At 47.8% G+C, this 21,429-nt stretch carries 17 protein-coding genes; 6 read left to right on the top strand and 11 right to left on the bottom strand.

Annotation, left to right across the window (positions count from 1 at the left end; translation table 11 throughout):
- Position 1 precedes the first annotated feature (1 nt).
- The 8 genes from V8Q34_RS26235 to V8Q34_RS26200 form a co-directional block, all read right to left on the bottom strand.
- Positions 2–1,534, bottom strand: coding sequence for a PucR family transcriptional regulator (locus V8Q34_RS26235; RefSeq protein ID WP_052099504.1), 1,533 nt, complete (start codon positions 1,532–1,534; stop codon positions 2–4).
- 13 nt (positions 1,535–1,547) lie between these two features.
- Entirely contained in the window at positions 1,548–2,183 is a 636-nt protein-coding gene (locus tag V8Q34_RS26230; protein WP_103731852.1) for a cobalamin-dependent protein, read from the bottom strand.
- A gap of 69 nt (positions 2,184–2,252) precedes the next feature.
- Complete coding sequence (locus tag V8Q34_RS26225; RefSeq protein ID WP_033141674.1) at positions 2,253–2,810, bottom strand: DUF2284 domain-containing protein; 558 nt, start codon at positions 2,808–2,810, stop codon at positions 2,253–2,255.
- Positions 2,811–2,818: 8 nt separating this feature from the next.
- Positions 2,819–4,555: an ASKHA domain-containing protein gene (locus V8Q34_RS26220; protein WP_335836591.1), complete on the bottom strand. Its 1,737-nt coding sequence runs from the start codon at positions 4,553–4,555 to the stop codon at positions 2,819–2,821.
- A 110-nt stretch (positions 4,556–4,665) separates the two neighbouring features.
- Entirely contained in the window at positions 4,666–6,858 is a 2,193-nt protein-coding gene (locus tag V8Q34_RS26215) for an alpha-galactosidase (protein ID WP_335836590.1), read from the bottom strand.
- A 187-nt stretch (positions 6,859–7,045) separates the two neighbouring features.
- Positions 7,046–7,678 carry a corrinoid protein gene (locus V8Q34_RS26210; RefSeq protein WP_033141684.1) on the bottom strand — a complete coding sequence of 211 codons (633 nt, stop codon included), beginning with the start codon at positions 7,676–7,678 and terminating at the stop codon, positions 7,046–7,048.
- Positions 7,679–7,770: 92 nt separating this feature from the next.
- Complete coding sequence (locus V8Q34_RS26205; RefSeq protein WP_103732424.1) at positions 7,771–8,589, bottom strand: methyltetrahydrofolate cobalamin methyltransferase; 819 nt, start codon at positions 8,587–8,589, stop codon at positions 7,771–7,773.
- Between the two features lie 186 nt (positions 8,590–8,775).
- A complete protein-coding gene (locus tag V8Q34_RS26200) occupies positions 8,776–9,801 on the bottom strand; it encodes a LacI family DNA-binding transcriptional regulator (RefSeq protein WP_103732425.1) in 1,026 nt (341 codons plus the stop codon).
- A 367-nt stretch (positions 9,802–10,168) separates the two neighbouring features.
- On the opposite strand from V8Q34_RS26200, the gene V8Q34_RS26195 reads away from it, so the two are divergent.
- Together V8Q34_RS26195 and V8Q34_RS26190 are read left to right on the top strand one after the other, a co-directional pair.
- Entirely contained in the window at positions 10,169–11,827 is a 1,659-nt protein-coding gene (locus tag V8Q34_RS26195) for a glycoside hydrolase family 13 protein (RefSeq protein WP_335836589.1), read from the top strand.
- A 345-nt stretch (positions 11,828–12,172) separates the two neighbouring features.
- Positions 12,173–13,006, top strand: coding sequence for an Rpn family recombination-promoting nuclease/putative transposase (locus V8Q34_RS26190; protein WP_335836588.1), 834 nt, complete (start codon positions 12,173–12,175; stop codon positions 13,004–13,006).
- Positions 13,007–13,061: 55 nt separating this feature from the next.
- On the opposite strand, the gene V8Q34_RS26185 is transcribed toward V8Q34_RS26190, so the two are convergent.
- The 3 genes from V8Q34_RS26185 to V8Q34_RS26175 all read right to left on the bottom strand — a co-directional run bounded on the left by V8Q34_RS26185 (position 13,062) and on the right by V8Q34_RS26175 (position 16,733).
- Positions 13,062–14,117, bottom strand: coding sequence for a Gfo/Idh/MocA family protein (locus V8Q34_RS26185; RefSeq protein ID WP_227210896.1), 1,056 nt, complete (start codon positions 14,115–14,117; stop codon positions 13,062–13,064).
- A 37-nt stretch (positions 14,118–14,154) separates the two neighbouring features.
- The gene (locus tag V8Q34_RS26180; RefSeq protein ID WP_103732428.1) at positions 14,155–15,351 is read right to left on the bottom strand and encodes an ROK family transcriptional regulator; all 1,197 of its coding nucleotides are present in this window, start codon (positions 15,349–15,351) and stop codon (positions 14,155–14,157) included.
- A gap of 215 nt (positions 15,352–15,566) precedes the next feature.
- Positions 15,567–16,733: an ROK family transcriptional regulator gene (locus V8Q34_RS26175; RefSeq protein ID WP_052099514.1), complete on the bottom strand. Its 1,167-nt coding sequence runs from the start codon at positions 16,731–16,733 to the stop codon at positions 15,567–15,569.
- A 509-nt stretch (positions 16,734–17,242) separates the two neighbouring features.
- On the opposite strand from V8Q34_RS26175, the gene V8Q34_RS26170 reads away from it, so the two are divergent.
- The 4 genes from V8Q34_RS26170 (at position 17,243) to V8Q34_RS26155 (ending at position 21,421) form a co-directional block, all read left to right on the top strand.
- Positions 17,243–18,268 (top strand): Gfo/Idh/MocA family protein, encoded by a 1,026-nt coding sequence (locus tag V8Q34_RS26170; protein ID WP_335836587.1) that lies wholly within the window; start codon positions 17,243–17,245, stop codon positions 18,266–18,268.
- A 32-nt stretch (positions 18,269–18,300) separates the two neighbouring features.
- Positions 18,301–19,584, top strand: coding sequence for an ABC transporter substrate-binding protein (locus V8Q34_RS26165; RefSeq protein WP_103731613.1), 1,284 nt, complete (start codon positions 18,301–18,303; stop codon positions 19,582–19,584).
- Between the two features lie 119 nt (positions 19,585–19,703).
- Positions 19,704–20,594 (top strand): carbohydrate ABC transporter permease, encoded by an 891-nt coding sequence (locus V8Q34_RS26160; RefSeq protein WP_033141693.1) that lies wholly within the window; start codon positions 19,704–19,706, stop codon positions 20,592–20,594.
- The gene (locus V8Q34_RS26155; RefSeq protein WP_054351579.1) at positions 20,594–21,421 is read left to right on the top strand and encodes a carbohydrate ABC transporter permease; all 828 of its coding nucleotides are present in this window, start codon (positions 20,594–20,596) and stop codon (positions 21,419–21,421) included. The genes V8Q34_RS26160 and V8Q34_RS26155 overlap by 1 nt, the downstream gene beginning before the upstream one ends.
- Positions 21,422–21,429: the final 8 nt, after the last annotated feature.

Below are 21,429 nucleotides of genomic sequence, written 5' to 3'. Positions count from 1 at the left end.
CTCAGTTTTTCTCCTCCTCCTGCTCCAGAAGACGGAAAGATAAGTTCAGGTAAAAAATCTCTTCCGGGTCATCCAGTCCGGAGTCCAGAATGTTCTTGATCTTGTCCAGGCGGTACAGGAAGGTACTGCGGTGGATAAAGAGCAGGGATGCTGCCTGTGTGGCATTCAGATTCTCTTCCAGGTAGGTCCTCAGTGTGAGCATATACTCCGTGTTCTGTTCCCGGTCCATCCTCTGCAGGTCCAGAAGCTTCTCATGGCAGAGCATATAGCCGGGAAGCCTTCGGGTGGACTGTTCCAGTATGTAGGTCAGAGCCACGTTGTTGAAGTGATGGATCCACAGATAAGGCTTTTTCCTGCTTCCCACATCCAGAGCTGTGCTGGCCTGGATATACTGACGCCTCAGGTTCATGTGGCCCTTCATGGGACGGCTGTATCCGGCTTTCAGGAAACTGTCCCTGATAAAATAGGTGAGTTTGCCCGCCACTGTGTCCGCGTCCATCTCCAGACGGCTCAGATTAAAATAGGCCACGATCTCCTCTTTGAAGAGAAAACTGCAGGAATAGGGAAACTGCTTGTCCAGATAATTACAGATAGCTCTTGTGGTGATCTTTTTCTGATCCAGGTAAGTGATCTGGAAAATAAGGCACAGATAGTCGTGCTGTGTGCTCCACCCAAGGGCAGACAGACGCTGGCTGATGTCCAGATAGTCTGCAGTGCGGTCGGACAGCACAGTGATAAGGATCTTGTGCAGAGCGTCCGACTGGCGTGAAGCGGGAGCCTGTTCATGGTAGAGCAGATATTCCACATAGCCTGCCAAATGCGAGAGAAGGTATCCGTTTCCTTTGTCCAGGGGATGTTCGTATTCGATGAGGACAAGGCGGTGTGTGGTGTGCCCGTCCTGTTTTACGTTCATATTCAGGGTGTTCAGTCCTGTGATGTATCCCGGGTAGAATACAGGGTCAGCGGCCTCCTGCATTTTTGTATAAGCCTCATCCTGAGCCAGGGCGTTGACGTACTCAATGTTGAGTCCGTCCTCTGAGTACATATGGTATTTCTCCGGAATGTGTTCTGTACCTGCACTTGCCACGGGTGCAAAATCCAGGCCGATGACAGATAGGGGATTATGGAAAATTTCCAGGGATACGCTTAAGAGATCCCGGATGCTGCCGTTGCTCAGCAGGATCGTGCTCAGATGTTCATCCCAACTGTCGTATGTGTCATAGAGGTCCTGTATGAAATTAAAGATACGGCTCAGGGAATAACTTGCATCGAGAACAAGATATGGGTGCGGAGGCGGTGAAAAGGTCTCATCCAGGTTTCCCGATATGATCAGAAAGACCGGTCCCGTGAGCTGGGAAGAAAGAGACTCCGTGTCCCCGGTTCTCACAAGGCAGATATGCCCGGTGGAGAAACCGGAACCATCCTCAAATAAAAATGGACGCAGAAAACTCTCAGTTGTCTCCAGGTTACCCTGTGAGACAACATGAAATTCTTTATTAATCATTTCAGATAAAAGCACTGCTGATAACTTCAAAATGATCCCCCGTTTATATGATAAATGTCTTGGCTTTCTCCGCGGCATCCACTGCTGTTTCCGTGTAGGCATCTGCGCCGATGGTGTCCGCAAATTCCTGTGTGACGGCACCTCCGCCCACCATGATCTTCAATCGGTGTTCCTTGTCATGTCGGCGCAGGGATTTGACGACCTGCTGCATTTCCGGTATGGAAGTGGTGAGCAGGGAGGAGATGCATACAATGGAAACCTCCGGATTATCGCGGACTGCCTTCAGAAATTGTTTCTCCGGAATGTCGACACCCAGGTCGATGACCTTGAACCCGGCACTGCGGAACATGATCGCAACAAGGTTTTTTCCTACATCGTGCAGGTCACCCTCAACGGTGCCCAGGATAACGGTGCCTATACTCCGTTCTTCCATGATTCCGTATTTTTCTTCCAGAATGTCGAACCCCTTTCTTACGCTGCGGGCAGCAGCCAGTATTTTGGGGATATCGGCATCATTTTGTTTATAATATTCCCCCACGGTCTTCATGGCAGGCACCATGGCCTGCTCAACGATCACGGAAGGATTTATATGTTCCTCCAAAGCTCTGAACACAAGAAACTGGGCATCACGAGGATGCCCGTTTTCAATTGCCTGACGAAGTTCTTCTAAAGTAGTCATGATGTCCTCCTGTTCCAATGAAAGAAAAGGTGTAACGGACCGGAATGCGGAACCGTTACGAAATAGTCTTTATTCCAGCAGATAACAACTGGTATAGGCAATGGTGCAGGGACCATAATAATAAGTCATATCGTTGGCTTTGCAGATTTGGGTGACCAGCATGCCATAGGCTTCCATGGAAGAAAATGCTTTCTTGGGAAAGCGGCACGGCTCGTCAGGATAGGTACAGGTCTCACATTTGGTACAGCAGCCGGCGCCGATAGCCAGCATATCGGGATACGTTTCGCGGAGCAGTTTTTCCATGGCGTAGAAGTTCTGTTTATGCAGGGCCTCTGTCTCCATCATGGTTTCCCCGTCCATGGAATCTTCCAGTTCTCCCACGGTCTGTACCAGGATGCCGGCCTGATACTGGTTGATCTTGGCACGGCAGTCCTCCAGAGTTCCGCATCCGGGAGGGCAGCTCCAGCGCTTGCCGTACATGCCGCAGGTGTTGGCTTCGCACATCTGGCGGACCTCGGGAAGCAGTTCAATGGTGCTGCATTTTAATGGTGCGATATGGGAGAAGCCGGTATCCAGTCCCAGCTTCTCCAGTTCTTCATAGTTGATCACGTAAAAACCCCCAATCATTTCATTCTCTATTGTTCCGGAAATTCCAGTTCATCCACAAAGCAGTCCTGGAATTCCGGAGAAGCGGCCAGCTCCACAAAAGATATCTCCTTTGCCAGGATATCCGAGTAGAACAGCTCTTCCCTGTTGATGAGTGCGATTTTAGAACCTTCTCCGGCGGCATTTCCCACAGGTACGATCCTGTCTTTCAAAGATATGGGAATCAGACCGATGTCACAGGCACTCTCAGGATTCATATAGTTGCCGAAAGCTCCCGCAATATATACGTGTGCGATCTGGTCTACGGTTATGCCAAGCTCTTTCTGCAGAAGCTGTATGCCGGCGGCAATGGCTGCTTTTGCAAGCTGTACCTCCCGCACATCCTTCTGGCTTAAGTAAACAGCGCTGCCGTTTCCGCTCTCGTCTGCCGGAACCAGCGTAAAGGAGGCTGTGCCGTCCTCGGACAAAAGCTTACCGGATTCGTCAATGATACCTGCTTTTCTCAGGCAGGCGATCAGGTCAATAAGGCCGGAACCGCAGATCCCGATGGCTTTCTCTCCGCCTACGGTGGTGTAGCTCCATTTTCCGTCGCTGTATTCCACATGGTCTACAGCACCGGATGCGCCCCTCATGCCGCATTCGATCTTGGCTCCCTCAAAAGCAGGGCCGGCGGCTGTGGAGCAGGCTGCCAGGCGTTCTTTACTGCCCAGCACCATCTCTCCGTTGGTTCCGATGTCGATCATCAGAGAGATTTCATCCTGCTGGTCCGGTCGGATGCAGAGCAGGCATCCCATGGTATCAGCGCCTACAAAGCCTGCCACATCGGGCAGCAGGATAAGCTGGCCTTTGGGGTGGATATGCAGGTCAAAGTCTGAAGCTTTCAAAAAGAGAAGCTGGCTGATGGCCGGATTATAGGGGGCGTGCACAAGCGCTCCCGGGGATATACCCAGAAACAGATGATGCATGCAGGTGTTGCCCACAATACAGGTCTGGTAAATACGATCTGTGCTGATCCCTGACTTCTCTGCCAGTGTGTCCAGAATAGACTGGACTGTCTGGCGGATGCAGGAGCTCAGATTCTCCGTTCCGTTCTCAAGTGCGTAGTTGGCACGCATGATGACATCAGCCCCGTACTGGGCCTGGGGATTCATGCTGCTCTCAACGGCCAGAACCCTGCCTGTGCGTGCATCCATCAGATACCCTACTACCGTAGTGGTTCCGATGTCGAATGCGGCCAGATATCCCTTGATGGGATCTTTCTGCAGATCCAGAAGGGTATCTACGGATACTGCCGCATACCAGGTATCCGTCTCTTTGAGCATTTCATACAGGCCGGAAGCTGTTTGAAGATCCGGTCTGAGATGTTCCATGCTCTCCCCGAAGGATTCCTCCAGCGCCAGTTTCAGGCGGTCCCAGTCAGACAGATTATCCCCTGGTTTTATCTTGCGGATATGTATTCTGCCGAACCGGAGCAGAGGATGGAGCGGTACCGGGCGGGAGAAGCCTTCTGCCAGTATAGCATGTTCCTTTTCTCTCACAAGGGTGTCAACTGTCATATCCCCTGTGATCTTAGTCTGACAGGCTTTCAGAACGCCGGTCACGGGACCTTTTGTCACGTGTACCATGCATTTTCCGCAGGTGCCCTGCCCGCCGCAGGGAGCATCCGGGTCAAGGCCTGCCTGACGCTGCGCCTGCAGCAGGGTAGTGCCTTCTTCTGCCTGAATACTTTTGCCTTCACGGATAAAAGTTACTTCATGTGTTTTCAATTTTCATTCCCCCAATTTTGCTATAGAGTAAGTATAACAGAAAAGACCGCGGCAGTAAACTGCCGCGGTTAAGTTATGAGAGATTTTATATGAAATTTATTAGGAATTTATCAGGATTCTTTTACTAAATGCAGGTTCCAGCTCTGATATTCCGTTTCCGGTACCGGCATGGGGAGTCCTGCCTCCATAAGGGCAGCTCCCAAATAGGTCTTGTCACCCATGCGGTACATGGCATTCGGGTCCAGCCCGCGCAGTCGGATGCAGGTAAAGAGGTTGTTTGCAGTGAGTTTTGTGGAGACAATGCCCAGCAGTGCCTCACTCTTATCCTCCGCGGCAAATTCCCATACCGTATATTCTTCATTTTCATAAGGACTTGCCAGACGGTAATAGGTGCCGTCCTGGATAAGGGAATAATATTTCTTAAATGTCTCGATCTGTGTCCTGACTTCCGCCTTTTCCTCCTCCGTCAGTTTTGCAGGGTCCAGTTCGTAGCCAAAGGTGCCGGCCATAGCGACTGTTGCTCTTGTACTCAGGGAAGCAGCCCTGCCTGTCTGGTGGTTAGGGGAGGCTGAGACATGGGCGCCCATGGTACTGACAGGATAGCAGAAGGAGGTGCCGTACTGTATCTTCAGCCGTTCGATGGAGTCGGTGTCATCGCTGGTCCAGATCTGCGGGGTATAGTATAACATGCCTGCGTCAAATCTTCCGCCGCCGCCGCTGCATCCCTCAATGAGCATGCCGGGGTAGCGTTTGTTTAGGTTCTCCAGAAATTCGTAAAGCCCAAGAATGTATTTGTGTGCTGTCTCGCCCTGGCGGTCTGCGGGGAGGGCGGTGGTGAAAATATCCCCGATACTGCGGTTAAAATCCCATTTCAGGTATTCCACCTGCGCATTGTCCAATACATTACACATCATGTTGTAGATGTGGTCGCGTACTTCTTTGCGGGAAAAATCAAGGACAAGCTGGTAACGGCTTCTCACAGGTGATTTCTCGGGAACCTTGAATGCCCAGTCGGGATGTGCCCGGTATAAGTCGCTGTCCTCAGAGATGCATTCCGGCTCAAACCATATGCCGAATTTGAGGCCAAGGGCATGAATGCGGGCGGAGAGGTCCTTTAAGGTGCATCCCAGTTTCTTTTCATTTACGATCCAGTCACCCAGACCGGAATTGTCACTTTCACGTTTTCCGAACCATCCGTCATCCATGACAAACAGTTCTACTCCCATATCTTTTGCCTGCTCTGCCATTTCCACCAGCTTGTCTCCGGTGAAATCAAAGTAGGTGCCCTCCCAGTTGTTGATGAGAACAGGACGGCGGGCCTTCTTATACTCACCTCTGCAGAGATTATTGCGGATCGCGCGGTGGAAGCGGTGGCTGACGGCTTCCATTCCCTCTGCGCTGTAGACCATTGCTGCCTCCGGCGCATGGAATGCTTCTCCGGAATCCAGTTTATAGCAGAAATTATCCGGGTGGATACCCATGAGGAAGCGGGTCTGTCCACTCTGGTCCTTCTCTGCCTCAGCCAGAAAATCACCGCTGTAGAGGAAGGAAAAACCGTAACATTCCCCGCTGGTCTCTGTAGCGCCCTGTGCGGCAAGCATCACAAAAGGATTGTAGTGATGGCTGGAGGCGCCTCTGGTGCTTCCCACAGACTGTATGCCGTGATGGACCTGTGTGCGGGAGAGCAGGCGCTCCATGGCGTGACGTCCGTAGAAGCTGATAAAATCAAAGTCTCCGAACTGGAAATCCGTACAGGTGCTCATGATACGCTCCAGATAAATGGGGGATTCCCCTTTATTTTCCACAGTCACGCTTCTGGTGATAATGTCCTTTTCCTCCAGGACACCGTAATAGAGATGTACATATACGTTCTGTGTGCTGTCCTTCAGCGTGATGACTAGGGTGTCAGCAGTGTCTTCCTTAAGCGCGTAGAAAGCAGGAAGGCCGGGAAGGGAATATTTTCCCTCCAGGATCTGAGCGGATTCATAGCGGAATTCACAGGAGGAAGCACCGGATGCATAGCGTATCCGCACAGCGCTCTCCCTGTAGTCCCCGTTGCCGTATGTGGGGAATTCCTGGGGAAGAGTGTCAAGAGAATAGGCGCGGTTGTCGCCTGCTATATAGGGATTGCCGGAAAATCCCCGGTCTCTTCCCACGTTCAGGTATGAGTAGTCAAATATCGGTGTCCTTTTTCCGAACCATGTATGTACCAGAAATCCCAGATCGTCCACCTTCATCTGGTACATGCTGTTATTGGTAAGCAGGGTAAATAGTTTCCCGGTAGTATCTTTTTTGATAGCCATTCGTTGTTCTCCTCCAAAAGATAAAATAGACATAATAATTCATCTGTTTTCATTATAGTGGACCGGAGGGGACACGTAAATATGTCATTGTGACAATAATATAGCAAAAAGAGAGAAGAGGCACCTTACGGTACCTCCTCCCTCTTTATAGGGTATGCATGACAGATATGGATTTAAGCTAATTTCATTATGATGCCAGCTCTTTTGCTTTCTGAGCTGCGGATGCAGCGTCAGCTGTGTAAGCATCAGCACCGATTTCATCAGCGAATTCCTGTGTAATAGGAGCGCCGCCAACCATAACTTTGATATTGCCGCGGAAATCCTGAGCATTTAAAGCTTCAACAGTAGCTTTTAATGCCGGCATAGTTGTGGTCAGAAGAGCAGAACATCCAACAATCTTAACGTCCGGGTTAGCTTTGACAGTTTCAATGAATTTCTCTGTCGGTACATCAACGCCTAAGTCGATAACTTCAAATCCGGCACTCTCGATCATCATGGCAACAAGGTTTTTACCGATATCATGAAGGTCACCGGCAACAGTTCCGATAACCATCTTGCCGCATACGCCGGCGCTTCCGCTTGCCAGATGTGGTTTCAGAACCTCAACACCTTTTTTCATTGCACGTGCTGCAACTAACATTTCAGGAACGAAAATCTCGTTGTTTTTGAAACGCTCGCCTACAACGCCCATTGCGTCGATCATTGCGTTTAATACGTCTACAGCCTGGCATCCGTCATCCAGTGCTTCCTGAACTAATCCACCAACCAGTTTTGCTTTTCCAGCAGCAACAGCATCTGCAACAGCCTGAATCTTACTCATAATAAATTCCTCCCATTTCTTAAAAAATATATTTTATAGTTTTTTATTTCCCTTTTCAGTAATTCCATTCCTCAACACGAACACCATAAATGTTAATTCTTCGGAGCAGGTCCGATCAGTCCTTCACGGTAAGCACCGATGTATTCCATACAGAAATCATCTTCGCCCATAAGTGCCTCTGTAGCATATACAAGACCCAGCATATCTCGGTTCGTGGGGTCCATGATGGCACTGTCAAGTCCTGCGTTCATAGCCAGGATCATAAAGCCGTAGTTGATCAGCTTACGAACCGGCAGATTGAAGGAAATGTTGCTGATAGCAGCAGTAATATGAATCGTCGGGTACTGTTTGCGAACAGTTTCGATTACCTCGATGTTCATGGCGATACCGTCCTCGGAAGTACACAGCATCTCTACCAGGGGGTCTATGTGAAGACGGTTTGGATTGATGTTGTATTCTTTTGCCTTTGCCATAATATTGTCAAATACACGGAGACGATCAGCTGCGGATTTGGGGATTCCTGTATCATCACTTAAAAGTGCAATGACTTCCCAGTCTTTGTTCTCTTCCATTGCCATGATCGGGAATATAGTGTCGATTTTATCACCTTCTCCTGATACGGAGTTGAAGATACCCGGTCTCTTACAGAACTTATAAGCTTCTTTTAAAACTGCGGTACTGGGACTGTCCACGGAAATCGGAAGATCTGTAACTTCCTGGATGCATTCGATCATCCATTTTAAAGTTTCAACCTCAATCTCTTCCGGAACGGAAGCACAGCAGTCTATGTAGGTGGCATTGGCAGCGGCCTGTTTTCTGGCGCGGTCTTTGATGAACTCCGCATCTCTCTCAGCGATGGCTTTTGCAACTGCCGGTATGGAGCCGTTGATTTTTTCCCCAATGATTATCATTTTGCAAAACCTCCTGTACAAATTTATAACTCTATTGTACCAAAATGCGAAGAAAGTACAAGCCGCAAAAAGGGGGGATTTTTCAAAGGTTTTCCTACAAAGTGTAGGAAGAGGGAAAACCTATAAAAAATGCGGTAAAACAGGAAAATACCTGAATCTGCCGCATTCTAAATGGTTAAAAAATTGTCAATCCGGCGGAAAGACACTTTTCCGCACTACCAGCTCCACGGGAAGGCGGATTGCCTTCTCCTCCACCTTCTCTCCGGACAGCAGCCGGAACAAGAGATCTGAGGCCAGTTCTCCCTTTCTGGCAATGTCCTGATGCATGGTGGTCAGCTTGGGTATACAGAACTCCGCATAAGGGTTGTCGTCGAATCCGCACACAGAGATATCGTGGGGAACATGGCAGCCGTGTTCGTTCAGATAGCCGATCACCTCAAAGGCAAGCTGATCTGCTGTGCAGAACAGTACATATTTTTTTCCTGCCAGCGCCAGGAGAGAATTGTACTGGCTGTCTCTGCGTCTCTTCTGTGTGTCCAGTACCATGTGCCATTGTTTTTCAGTGCTTATGCCGTGCTCCTTCAGAGCAGCTTTGGCACCTGCAGTTCTCAGAGCAGAGGAGCCTATCTTGGCATCTGAGATTACGATTATATTGGAAAAACCTGTGTTAATAAGATAGTTTACCATCTGCTTCCCCGCGCTGATGTCATCCAGGGTGACATGATACCCCTGGTCGGGCAGTGAGGCGGTATCTTCCATAAAAGTGTCGATTCCCACCACCGGGCAGTCCACCAGAGAACACAGCTTGTCATAGTTGGTCTTGGACAGTGTCACAGCAATGATCCCTGCCACGTTCCAGGAAAGTGCTGTCTTGAAAATATTGTCAAGGTTCCGGTCTATATACAGCATCATATAGTAGCCGGCCCTCCGTATCTTTTCCTCCAGCACACCGATGGTCTGACTGTAGAACGGATCACCAACGGTGGTCTGGGTGTAGCGTTTTGTGGTATGGATCACCACAATGATCAGCCTGGTCTTGCCTTTTGTCAGAGCTTCCAGCCCCATCTTGGGCACGTAATTGTGCTCCTTCAGGGCCTGCTGGATACGTTCCACATTCTCTTTTGACACCTTGCTGGTGCGGCCGTGGATCACGTTGGCAACCGTGGTTGGGCTGACATTCATCATATTTGCTATTTCTTTTATCGTTATCATCCGGTTACCCCCAAATTCGGACAGCCTGCGCTGTCTGTTACAGGAAAGTATTGTATTTTACTTCTATTATAGAATAGCAGAAATAATCAGAATTGCAAGAGGGTGTCAGAAAGTTCATTTATTTGTCAGATAAATAAAAAACGGGAATGTGTAATTTAAAGATTATATAAGGGGAAATTATGTGTAGAATGTATAAAAAACTGTATATAAATTATGTATCGTGATGGTTTTGCGTAAAACTTATTTACAGATAATGGGGATTGTGCTAATTTCTATTATAACAATAGAGGTGCTGCACAACATTGGCGGCGGTCACAGTTGTAGTGGTTATACCGACACTTCTTATTTGATTTGAGAGGAGAACAGCATGAATAAAGCATGGTGGAAAGAGGCGGTTGTTTACCAGATATATCCCAGAAGTTTTATGGATTCCAACGGAGACGGAATCGGGGACCTGCAGGGCGTGATCAGCAGGCTGGATTATCTGAAAGACCTGGGGATTGACGTTATCTGGATGTCTCCATGTTACAAATCGCCCAATGATGACAATGGATATGATATCTCTGATTACAGGGATATTATGGATGAGTTCGGAACCATGGATGATTTTAAGGAAATGCTTACAGGCATCCATGAGAGGGGCATGAAGCTGGTGATGGATCTTGTTGTGAACCATTCTTCAGATGAACATCAGTGGTTTGCGGAATCCAGGAAATCCAGGGATAACCCGTACAGGGATTATTATATCTGGAGAGACGGCAGGGATGGAAGAGAGCCCAACAACTGGACCTCCTATTTCTACGGTCCCGCGTGGGAGTATGATAAGACCACAGACCAGTATTATCTGCACCTGTTTTCAAAGAAGCAGCCGGATCTGAACTGGGAGAACCCGAAACTGCGCGGTGAGATTTATGATATGATGAAATTCTGGCTGGATATGGGATGTGACGGCTTCCGTATGGATGTTGTGAGTCTGTTCTCGAAGACACCGGGTCTTCCGGATGGAAAACCGGCAGAGATCACCGGAACAGAGCATTTCCAGGACGGACCAAGAATCCATGAATTTCTGCAGGAGATGAACAGGGAAGTTTTATCAAAGTATGATATCATGACAGTGGGCGAGACACCGGATGTCCCCCTGGAACATGCCCTGCGCTATGCCAATAATGAGGGTACAGAGCTTAATATGGTTTTCCAGTTTGAACAGAACACGCTGGACTGCGGACCTGAGCGTTACAGTTATCGGAAAGTGCCGCTGCCGGAATTAAAGGCATGCTTCAGCAAATGGCAGACGGTTCTCCAGGATAAGGCATGGAACAGTTTGTACTGGACCAACCATGACCAGCCAAGAACCGTGTCCCGCAGGGGAAATGACGGGCAGTACCGCAAAGAAAGCCAAAAAATGCTGTACACTATGCTTCTGACCATGCAGGGAACCCCGTATATTTATCAGGGCGAGGAAATCGGAATGACAAATGTGCATTTTGATTCCATTGAGGATTACAATGACATAGAGGTAAAAAATCTCTGGAAAGAGCGTGTCATTAACGGCAGCGCGGACCCGGAGGTTCTGCTGGATGTCATCAGGTTCCGTTCCCGCGATAATGCAAGGACTCCCATGCAGTGGGATGACAGCGAGAATGCCGGATTTACCACGGGAACACCGTGGCTGAAGGTGAATCCCAATTACAAGGATATCAATGTGAAGGAAGCGCTGGAAGACCGGGATTCTATTTTCTATTATATGAAAAGGCTGATTCAGATGCGGAAGGCAAATGAGGTTGCTGTGTACGGAGATTTCAGGGAATATGAGCCTGAGAATGAGAGTCTTTATATATATGAAAGAAATTATGAAGGCAAAAAGATGTTCGTGGTGCTGAATTTCACGGAGAATGAAGTTCCTTTCCATATGCCTGAGGGGCTGGATGCAGGTAAGGCTGTGCTTGTGATTGATAATTATAAGGGAGAGGAAGCGCTGGAGGAGCGTATGATGCGGCCGTATGAGGCGGCTGTGTATGTTATGTAAACTTCTTGTGTATTGAGAGAGAAAAGGAAGGCGGTGCGGCGCAGGGCTGTACTGCCTTTTCTCATGATTTGAATTTCGTCGTATTGTCTAATTGTTATTTGGGGTGGGTTGTGATACACTTCTGATTAAAGATATCAATGAGCGTTCGCTCTTTAATTTCTAATCGGCATTTCGCCGTGAAACTCCATTGTTTAAAAGTATATAGCCGACAGAGCAGATATGGCTGATTTTGTCCGGGAAAGAATTACTGTCTTTTACAGCCTGATAAGTTATGATACAATAAAGGCAAATCACAGAGAGATTTTTTCCTGCATCAGGTATATTCTGTTCAGGAAAGGAGAATCTATGGAAACTGACAATTTCATAATGCTGCCCACTGTGGATTTTTGTTTTACAGAACTGATGAAAAACTGTATAGTGCGAAAAGGGTTTGTCGCTGCGCTTATAGGCATCCCTCCGGAGGAGATAGAGGAGACAACACTTCTTGAGGCATCTCTTGGAGGTGACTGGCCGGATGATAAGCTGGGAATTCTGGATGTCCATGTGCTGCTTGCGGACGGGACCAGGATGAACATAGAAATGCAGGTCAAATACTTTGAATACTGGGACGAGCGTGTTTTATTTTGTATGGGAAGAATGTTTACGGGCCAGATAAAAAAGGGAGAACCATATAAAAAGCTGCAGAAGTGTATCCACGTAAGTATTCTGGATTTTATACATTTTCCGGATGATGATGAGTGCTACAGAACCATTCATTTTCGAGATGATAAGACGGGAAAAGTATATACGGATAAGATGGAGATTCAGATTCTGGAGCTGAAAAAGCTGCCTAAGGAAGTGCGTACAGGGGAGGATGTCATTTTGTGGATGAAGTTCTTCAGTGGAAAAAGCAGAGAGGAGTTTGAGCGCGTGGCAAAAGCAAACGAATATCTCAATGAAGCATATAATACACTGAAGACTATGAGTGCGGATGAAAAGAAGAGGCTGGAGTATGAGGCCAGGGATAAGGCTTTGAGGGATTATAACTCGCAGATAAGCAGTGCGGAAAGAAGAGGGGAGGAAAGAGGGGAGGAAAGGACCCGTCAGGTGTTTAAGCTGTATATGCAGGGGGAGACCCCGGAGGCGATTGCAAAAATCTGCGGAATACCGGTGGAAAAAGTCAGGGAAATTATACAGTAAAACTACCGGGGATGTAAAAATCCCCGGTAATTGAGTCCGGCCTGCCGGATTGTAATTATTTTGGTGTATTCAAATCTTTATAACACACATCTTCAAACGGAAGATAGATCCGTTTCCGTTCCAGGGAGGACAGATAGATTCCCTTTACCATTTCCAGCGTTTTCCTTCCCTCCATGGCGTCTATGGTAACCGGACGGTCATAGAGTATGGAATCATAAAAATCCCTGAGCTGCAGGTGGTGGCTGCTGCCCCAGTAATCCGGTCCCACATTGGTTGTCTCATAGGTGTTCCGAATCTCTGTGTAGCATCCGTCAGCCTCATAGAAGCCCATATCCTGAATCAGGCCACAGCGTCCCTTTTCTCCCTGAAATTCAATGGTGATGGGGGCGTCTGAGGCGTAGGAATTGCAGGCATAGAGGTTGTAGATGCAGCCGTTTTTAAACTGTATGGCAGCTTCCGCGGCATCCTCCACACGCACGGTATCGTGGCAGTGGTTATGTACGCTGCCTTCAATCCATTCAATGTCACTTCCCAGCATATAGCGCACCCGGTCCATACTGTGTATGGCCTGGTCTATGAGTACGCCGCCGCCTTCTCTGTCCCAGGTGCCTTTCCAGTCACTTCCTTCATAATAAGTGTGCGGGCGGTTCCAGGTGAGATAGGAGCGGGCAGAGAGGATGCGTCCGAAATATCCGGCGTCCATGAGTGCTTTCAGCTTTTCCACACTTTTGGTATACCGGGTCTGGAATATAACGCCGAGCTTTTTGCCGGTGCGCTGCTGTGCCTCCATCATCCTGTCTGCGTCCTGCAGGGAGACAGCCACCGGCTTTTCTGTCAGCACATGAAGTCCGGCCTCCATGGCCTTTACTGCCATGACCGGGTGCAGATAATGGGGAAGGCACAGGTGGATGACATCAATATCATACTGGAGGGCAGTCTCCAGGTCAGTACAGTAATGGCAGTTAAATTTCTCTGCAAAAGCCTTTGCTTTTTCCTCGTCAATATCTATGGCGCATACAAGCTCCACTTGATCAGAGAGACGGTTAAAGGCGTCCTCGTAGCAGACGGAAATTCTGCCGCAGCCCATAATTGCAGCTCTGAGTTTTTTCATTTCATACCTCCGTTTTATATGAGAAGACAGCGGATTTTTATCCGATGAAGAAGCATCCGTCCATCTCCTGCGTAAAATTATAGTGAATATCAAAAAAATACTTCATAGCACCGTTGTACAGGGCGCTGGAATCCAGAAGGCTGTAACGGACGCTGACGGAATCTACCATGCGGCGGAATCCTGTGGTGCGCAGACATTCCTGGATCTCCTGTAAAAATACGGGGCCAAGGTCCTTCCCTTTTCCTCCGATGATGATCAGCTTTGGGTGCACCATGCAGATCAGATTGCACAGTGCCAAGGAAAATTCATCTGCGATATCCCGTATTACCTTGCGGGAGACCACATCCCCATATACACTGGCCTGGCCCAGGTCAGCGTATGTGACAGCAGTTGATTTTTTAAAGGCCGGGCTGCTTCCGGTCTGGGCGATCCTGTCCTTTAAGGAACCCTCCCCGATCATCAGTTCCAGACATCCCCTGTTTCCGCAGGAACACAATTTTCCTTTGGGGTTAATAGAGTAGTGTCCGAACTGGGTGTAAGATGCGCAGGCATGTCCCAACATTTCGTTTCGGATAAAGAGTGTGGCACCGATTCCTTTGCCGAAATTGATAAAAGCAAAATCCTTTTCCGAAATCTGTGTGTAGACTTTTTCCGCGTAAGCAAAGCAGGCTGTATCATTCAGGATGTTGACGGAAAAATCTGAGAAATTCCGCTGTATTTCTCCTACAAAATCTTTTTCGGGAAGATTCAGGGTAGTGGCGAAGATCTCGCGTTTGTCCGGATCTATCATGGCGGGAACAACGATGCAGATTCCAAGGAGCTGTTCCTTCCGAATCCGAGTGAGCACAGTCTGTTCTATGTAATCCCGGCACAGGGGAATGTAGGCTTCCGGTGAGGAGGCTTCCATCTGCATGGGCAGGGAAGATACTCCTGTAATATCCACCAGGGCTGCATTCAGCCTGTCCTCCTCCAGACAGAGGACTGCCACATAGTATTGCTCTGCGCGGAGAAGCAGGCTGTTGGGCTTCCGCCCCACAGTCGTGCTTCCGCCTGTTCCGGAATCATATACAAATTTCCGGGCAATTAATTCATCCACCAGAGAGGAGACAGCGGTTTTGCTCAGATGAGAGTCTTTGGAAAGCTGCGCTCTTGAAGTGCCCGGATTCTGGTAAATGGAATTGTACAATTGTTTTAAATTGGTATTTTTGATTAATTGTTGATTGACCAGTTTCATAATATCCTGCTTTTCCTTTGCTTTGTTATGATATCGCAGTAACGATTCGTTACCCTTTTGGTTACGTGCATTGCCGCGGTCTGCAGAGATGTCCGATGCAGTACTGCGGACCTTAAAATTTCGTTACTTTAAACATATCACAAAAAGGCATAAGGCACAAATAAATTCATTTTTCCGGGGCGTGCAAACCTGCCCAAATAGGCTGCAGGCGTATTTCAGCCGATATAAAAAGCACGCGGCCTGGGTTCCAGGAAGGAATAATAAGTGTCGAAAAAGTATTTCATGGCACCGTTTAAGTAGGCGTCGCTCTGAAGCTGGGAATATCTCACCCCTGAGAAATCCACCATTCTTCGGAATCCCACATCTCTCAGCGAATGCTGCACCTCCTCCAAAAATAATGTGCCCAGGTGCTGCCCTTTTCCTCCCAGAATGATCAGCTCGGGGTTCACGATGCAGATCAGGTTGCTGAGCGCGAGCGCCAGGTCCCGGGACATTTTCTGCAGAGTGTGAATGGCAGCAGGGTCTTTGTAGAGTGCTGCCTTTCCTAAATCTTCAAATGTGATGGCAGAACGCCCAAGAAGACAGCTTGTCTTCCCTGACTCCTCCAGACGGGCTTTTATCTGTGATTCGGAGAACATGGCCTCCAGACAGCCATGGTTGCCGCATATACATAAAGGCCCCCTGGGATTGACGGAATAATGGCCGAACTGGGTGACAGAACCGCTGGCCTTGCCCAGCATGTTTCCTTCTATAAATATAGTGGCACCGATGCCTCTTCCGAAATTGATAAAAGCAAAGTTCTTTTCCCGAACCTGTGTATATATTTTTTCGGCGTAGGCATAGCAGGCGGTGTCCTCCAGAAGAGCTACCGGATATTCGGGGAAAGCAAAGCTCAGATCATGGATCAGATTGCCGCTCCCTCCGGGTCCGAGACTCAGGGTAGTGGAGTATATTTCATTGCGCACTGCATCTATCATGGCAGACACCACCACACAAATGCCCAGAATCCGCTGGGGATCGTATTTGGATAAAATGTCCTTATAGACGCAGGTCTGGGATAAGGAGATATAAGACTCCCCTTTTTTCAGTGTAAGCCTGGTACTGTACACGGATGTGCCTGCCACGTCCACCACATGTGCCTCGGCAATGTTGTCTACCCAGCTTATGACAATGACGAAATGCTGGTTGGTCCGGGCTTTCAGGCAGTTGGGTTTTCTGCCCACACAGTCAGAGTGGGAGGCACCTTCGTCGGCAATGAAGTCCCTCTCGATCAGCTCGTCAACCAGTGTGGACACAGTGGTCTTGCTTAGATGAGTCCGCCTGGCAAGCTCTGTACGTGAGATGCCGTTCTCAATGTATATGGAGGAGTACAGATGCTTCATGTTGGTGTTTTTAATTACCTGTTGTGTCAGAAGTTTCGTATGCTCACCTCCTTTGGGAGTTAATTGTAAAGTGGTATTATTAATTGCATGCTACCATAAAACGCGGAGATATGCAATATTATTTGTGAAAAGTTACACAAAAAGGGACTGAGATAGATAAAATTGTATAAAATGGTGAATAAAAGAGGAGGTTGGGGATGGTAAGGAGAATACTTTGCCTGGAAATAGTGGAAATAAATTGTAATGTCGCAGGAATAAATGAATATAAGGTGAAAAGTGCACAAAAAAGATTGATATAAAATGTTAAATATGTCTTAAATTACATTACAAAGCAATAAAAATTCAAAAACATATTGACATATACAACATCAAATGCTATTGTATAGCTATCAAATAAATAAATTTTACATTCGTAAAAAGCCGAAAACAGCTGAAAAGCAACAAGGCTTTTAATTTTAAAATTTATTAGTAAGGTCACTGGACAAACAAAAAGAAAAGAGGATGATGAGATGAAAGTGGGATTAATAGGATGCGGAGGAATGGGAACTACCCACAACCTGTCGCTGAAAGCACTGTCATCCAAGATGGATGTTGAGGTAACAGCTCTGGCGGACTGCAGACCTGAATTTCTGGAAAAGGCAGCAGAGCAATGGCCGGATGCCAGACTGTACAAGACAGGTATGGAACTTCTGGAAGCGGAGACGTTGGACAGCGTGCATATCTGCCTTCCCAGTTATCTCCACACAGAACATGCGGTGGCAGCCATGGACAGAGGGATCAATGTGTTCGTGGAGAAGCCGGTATGTCTGACGGAGGAGGAGGCACAGAAGCTTCTGGATGCCAAGGAGAGGAACCACGTACAGGTTATGGTTGGTCAGGTGGTCCGTTCCTTTGATGAATACCGGTATTTGAAAGACTGTTATGAAACCGGCAGATATGGAGAACTGAAATCCATTACCATGCAGAGAGTGAGCGGTGACGCCGCATGGGGATTTGAAGACTGGTTCCACAAAGAGGACAGAAGCGGTTCCGTTGTACTGGATCTGCATGTGCATGATCTTGATTTTCTCAGATATATGCTGGGAGAACCGGATTCCTTTGATGTGAGGGCAACGGCATTCTCCAGCGGAATGATCAATCAGATCTTTACTACATATGAATTCGGAAAAGTATTTGCAGTGACAGAGGGAATCTGGGATATCAGTTCAGCGCTTCCTTTTGAAGCAAGTTTCCATGCGTGTTTCGAGGATGCCAGCATAGTATTTCGAGGACGCGATGAGAAACCTCTGGCAGTTTATAAAAATGACGGCACGGTGGAGTATCCCCAGCTTGAGCGGGAATACGATGTGAAGGATGATTCTGCGGGAATCAACGTATCCAATCTGGGGCCGTACTACACAGAGATTAAATATTTCATTGAGTGTCTCCAAAGCGGCAGAGAAGTGGAAGTTGCGCCTTTGGAAGAAGGCATCAAATCGGTTCGTCAGGGAATTGAAGAGTGGAGACGGGCAAAGGAATATGTGAACAGGAAATAAAAACAAATATATATTTCAAGGAGGAAAAAATTATGATGAAGAAAACACTGGCGGTTCTGATGACAGCGGCATTGGCAGCATCCTGCCTGACAGCCTGCGGTGGCGGCGGAAGCACAGAGGAGTCCAAGGGCGATTCCGGCAAGGACAGTGCAGGCAGCGGGGAAGAGATTACTCTGAAAGTATTCGATGCCCACGCTTACGGCCTGGATGAGTATGCGGAAATGGCGAAAAAGTTTGAAGAATCACATCCCGGAGTTAAGATTGAGGTACAGCACGCTGCCAATGACAGCAATACACTGCTGCAGTCTCGTGTCAACTCAGGGGATATTCCGGATGTGTTTGACGTGGAGTCCGGAACTTCCGCACAGAAATACTATGAATATGCTTACGACTGGACAGATGAGAAAGACGTCCTGGATAAATTTAATGAGGCGGCTCTTGACACAGGAAAAGACGCTGACGGTAAGATCATGTCCCTGCCCTGGACATATGAGAACATGGGCCTGATCTACAACAAAGATCTGTTTGAAAAGGCCGGCATCACAGAACTTCCCAAGACTATGGATGAACTGGAAGCGGCCTGTGAAAAGCTGGACGCAGCAGGTATCACAGCATTTGCTCTTGCTGCAAAAGAGACCTGGGTACTGCAGCAGCTTTCCACACATTTCATGATGGACAAATCCCTGGATGCCAAGGGTGTTGTGGAGAAACTGAACAGCGGAGATCTGAAATTCAAAGATATGAAGAATTTCCAGAACATATTCCGTCTTCTGGATCTGGCTGTAAAATACGGACCGGACAAACCGCTTGAGGTTGACTGGGAGACCTGTGAAAACATGCTTGCAAACGGCGAGGCAGCTATCATTCATATGGGTGACTGGTGCCAGTCCACACTGGATTCCTTCAACCCGGATGCGAACCTGGCATTCCTTCCCTGCCCGGTAAGCGACAATGCAGACGATGTAACACTGCTGTCCTCCTGTAACTGGACATACATTGTAAACAAAGATTCCAAAAACCTTGACCTGGCAAAAGAATATCTGGAATATATCCTGACATCTGAAGAAGGACAGAAATGGATGTGTGACGGTGTAGGCGCTGTACCGGGTGCAAAGACAGATATGGATGTAAAAGGTGCTCTTGCTAATGATGCGTCCACATACGTGGAAGAAGGCAAGACAAACGGTTGGATACACACAATTGAGCCGAATGGATATGCTGACATTGTAGGACCGGCACTGCAGGCTTATATGACAGGCGACATGACTGCAGAACAGGTAACGGAAGAGTTCCAGAACGGCTGGGTTGTACAGTAAAGTTGGAAACTGCGGCGGGGTAACGATAACCGGACGGGGCTGTTGCGGCTGCAACGGCCCCGTTTTTTAAAACAGGCGGACGGCATGGACTGCCGCTTTAGAAGGGGAAATTCGGAGGAATGAAAGTGAAAGGCAAAGGAAAAACAAAAGATTTATTAATTTTTGCATTGTTTGTATTTCCGGCAGTGGCATTTGTTCTTTTTTCCACAGATGTGCCGTTTCTGATGAATCTGTACTATTCTGTGTTTGACTGGAATGGAATCAGTAAGGATATGGAGTTTGTGGGACTTCAGAACTTTGTAAATATATTTACCAATGATGCACTGTTTTGGAAGAGTACTGCATTTACACTAAAATTTTCAGTGTTCTATGTTGTGATCGTAAACGTGCTCTCTCTTACGGTAGCACTGGTTATGGCGAAAGAGAAGAAGAGTTCAAGTGTGGGACGTGCGTTTTATTATATCCCGTACATAATCAGTTTGACTGCCATCAGTTTGATCTGGAAATTTATCCTGGGTCCGGGATTTGAAGCGCTGTATCAGGTGACCGGATGGGAGATGTTCAACTGGAGCTGGCTTGGAACAGCAAAACTGGCGTTCTTTGTCGTGGTAATCATGACAGTGTGGCAGAATCTGGGATTTTATATGGTGAACTATATTGCGGGTATCATAGCTGTGCCGAAAGAGCTGATTGAGGCTGCCAAGATAGACGGGGCCAATAAGTTCCAGGTACTCAGAAAAGTGACAGTGCCCCTGATCATGCCGGCGGTATCGATCTGTATGCTTACATCCCTGACCTTTGCGTTCAAGTTATTTGACGTGATCATGGTATTTACAAAGGGCGGCCCGGCAAACTCCACGATTTCTGTGGCGTACAACATTTACAAAGAGGCGTTTGTCAATAATCGGTACGGAATGGCTACCGCAAAATCCCTTGTATTTGTGGTATTTGTACTAATTGTAACAGTGATCCAGCTTAAAGTGACCAAGAGTAAGGAGGTAGAGGCATAATGAAAAAAGCGAGTAAAATCAGCGTTCTTTCCATTATTGTGTTCATTTGTTCCATATTCTGGCTGATGCCCCTGCTTCTGATTTTTATCAACTCATTTAAACCATATAATGATATGCTGCAGGAATTTCTGGCCCTTCCAAAGAGCTGGAGCCTGAATATGTATATAGAGACATGGACAAAGTTTGATTTCCCGTTATTGATCGGCAACACCCTTCTGTATACCATCTGTACAGTGCTGATCATCGCGCTCCTTGCGCCTATGGCGGCTTACAAACTGGCAAGAACAAAAGGAAAACTGTCAGGTGTCTGCTTTGTCCTGATCATTATCCCGATGATGGTGCCCTTCCAGTCCTACATGATCACCCTGACAAGACTGGTGGCAAACATGGGAATGACAGGAAGTAAGATAGGCTATATACTGGTAAGTACAGGACTCTGTATGCCGCTGGCTGTCTATATGATCCATGGATTTGTAAAAAATGTACCAATCGAGCTGGAGGAGTGTGCCTGCATCGACGGAGCCAGCAAGGTGAGAACATACTTTAACATCGTGCTTCCGCTGCTGAAACCTATCCTGACGACCGTTGTGGTTCTGGATACTCTGGCAACCTGGAATGATATCATCACCAACCAGTTGATCGTAGGCGGAAATGCAAAGGCAATGAACATTCAGAATGCGCTTTACATGCAGTTCTCCGCGCAGACAGCGGACTGGGAACACGCTCTTCCGGGTATCGTAATGTCCATGATCCCCAGTTTGATCTTCTTCGTGATCATGCAGAAACACATTGTGGGGGGAATTACGGCAGGAGCTGTGAAGGGTTAAGGAAAAGA

The sequence above is a fragment of the Blautia sp. JLR.GB0024 genome (assembly GCF_037000545.1).
Lineage (GTDB): Bacteria > Bacillota > Clostridia > Lachnospirales > Lachnospiraceae > Blautia > Blautia celeris.
The sequence above is the reverse complement of the archived record's forward strand: the minus strand, read 5'-3'. Positions and strand labels throughout refer to the sequence as shown.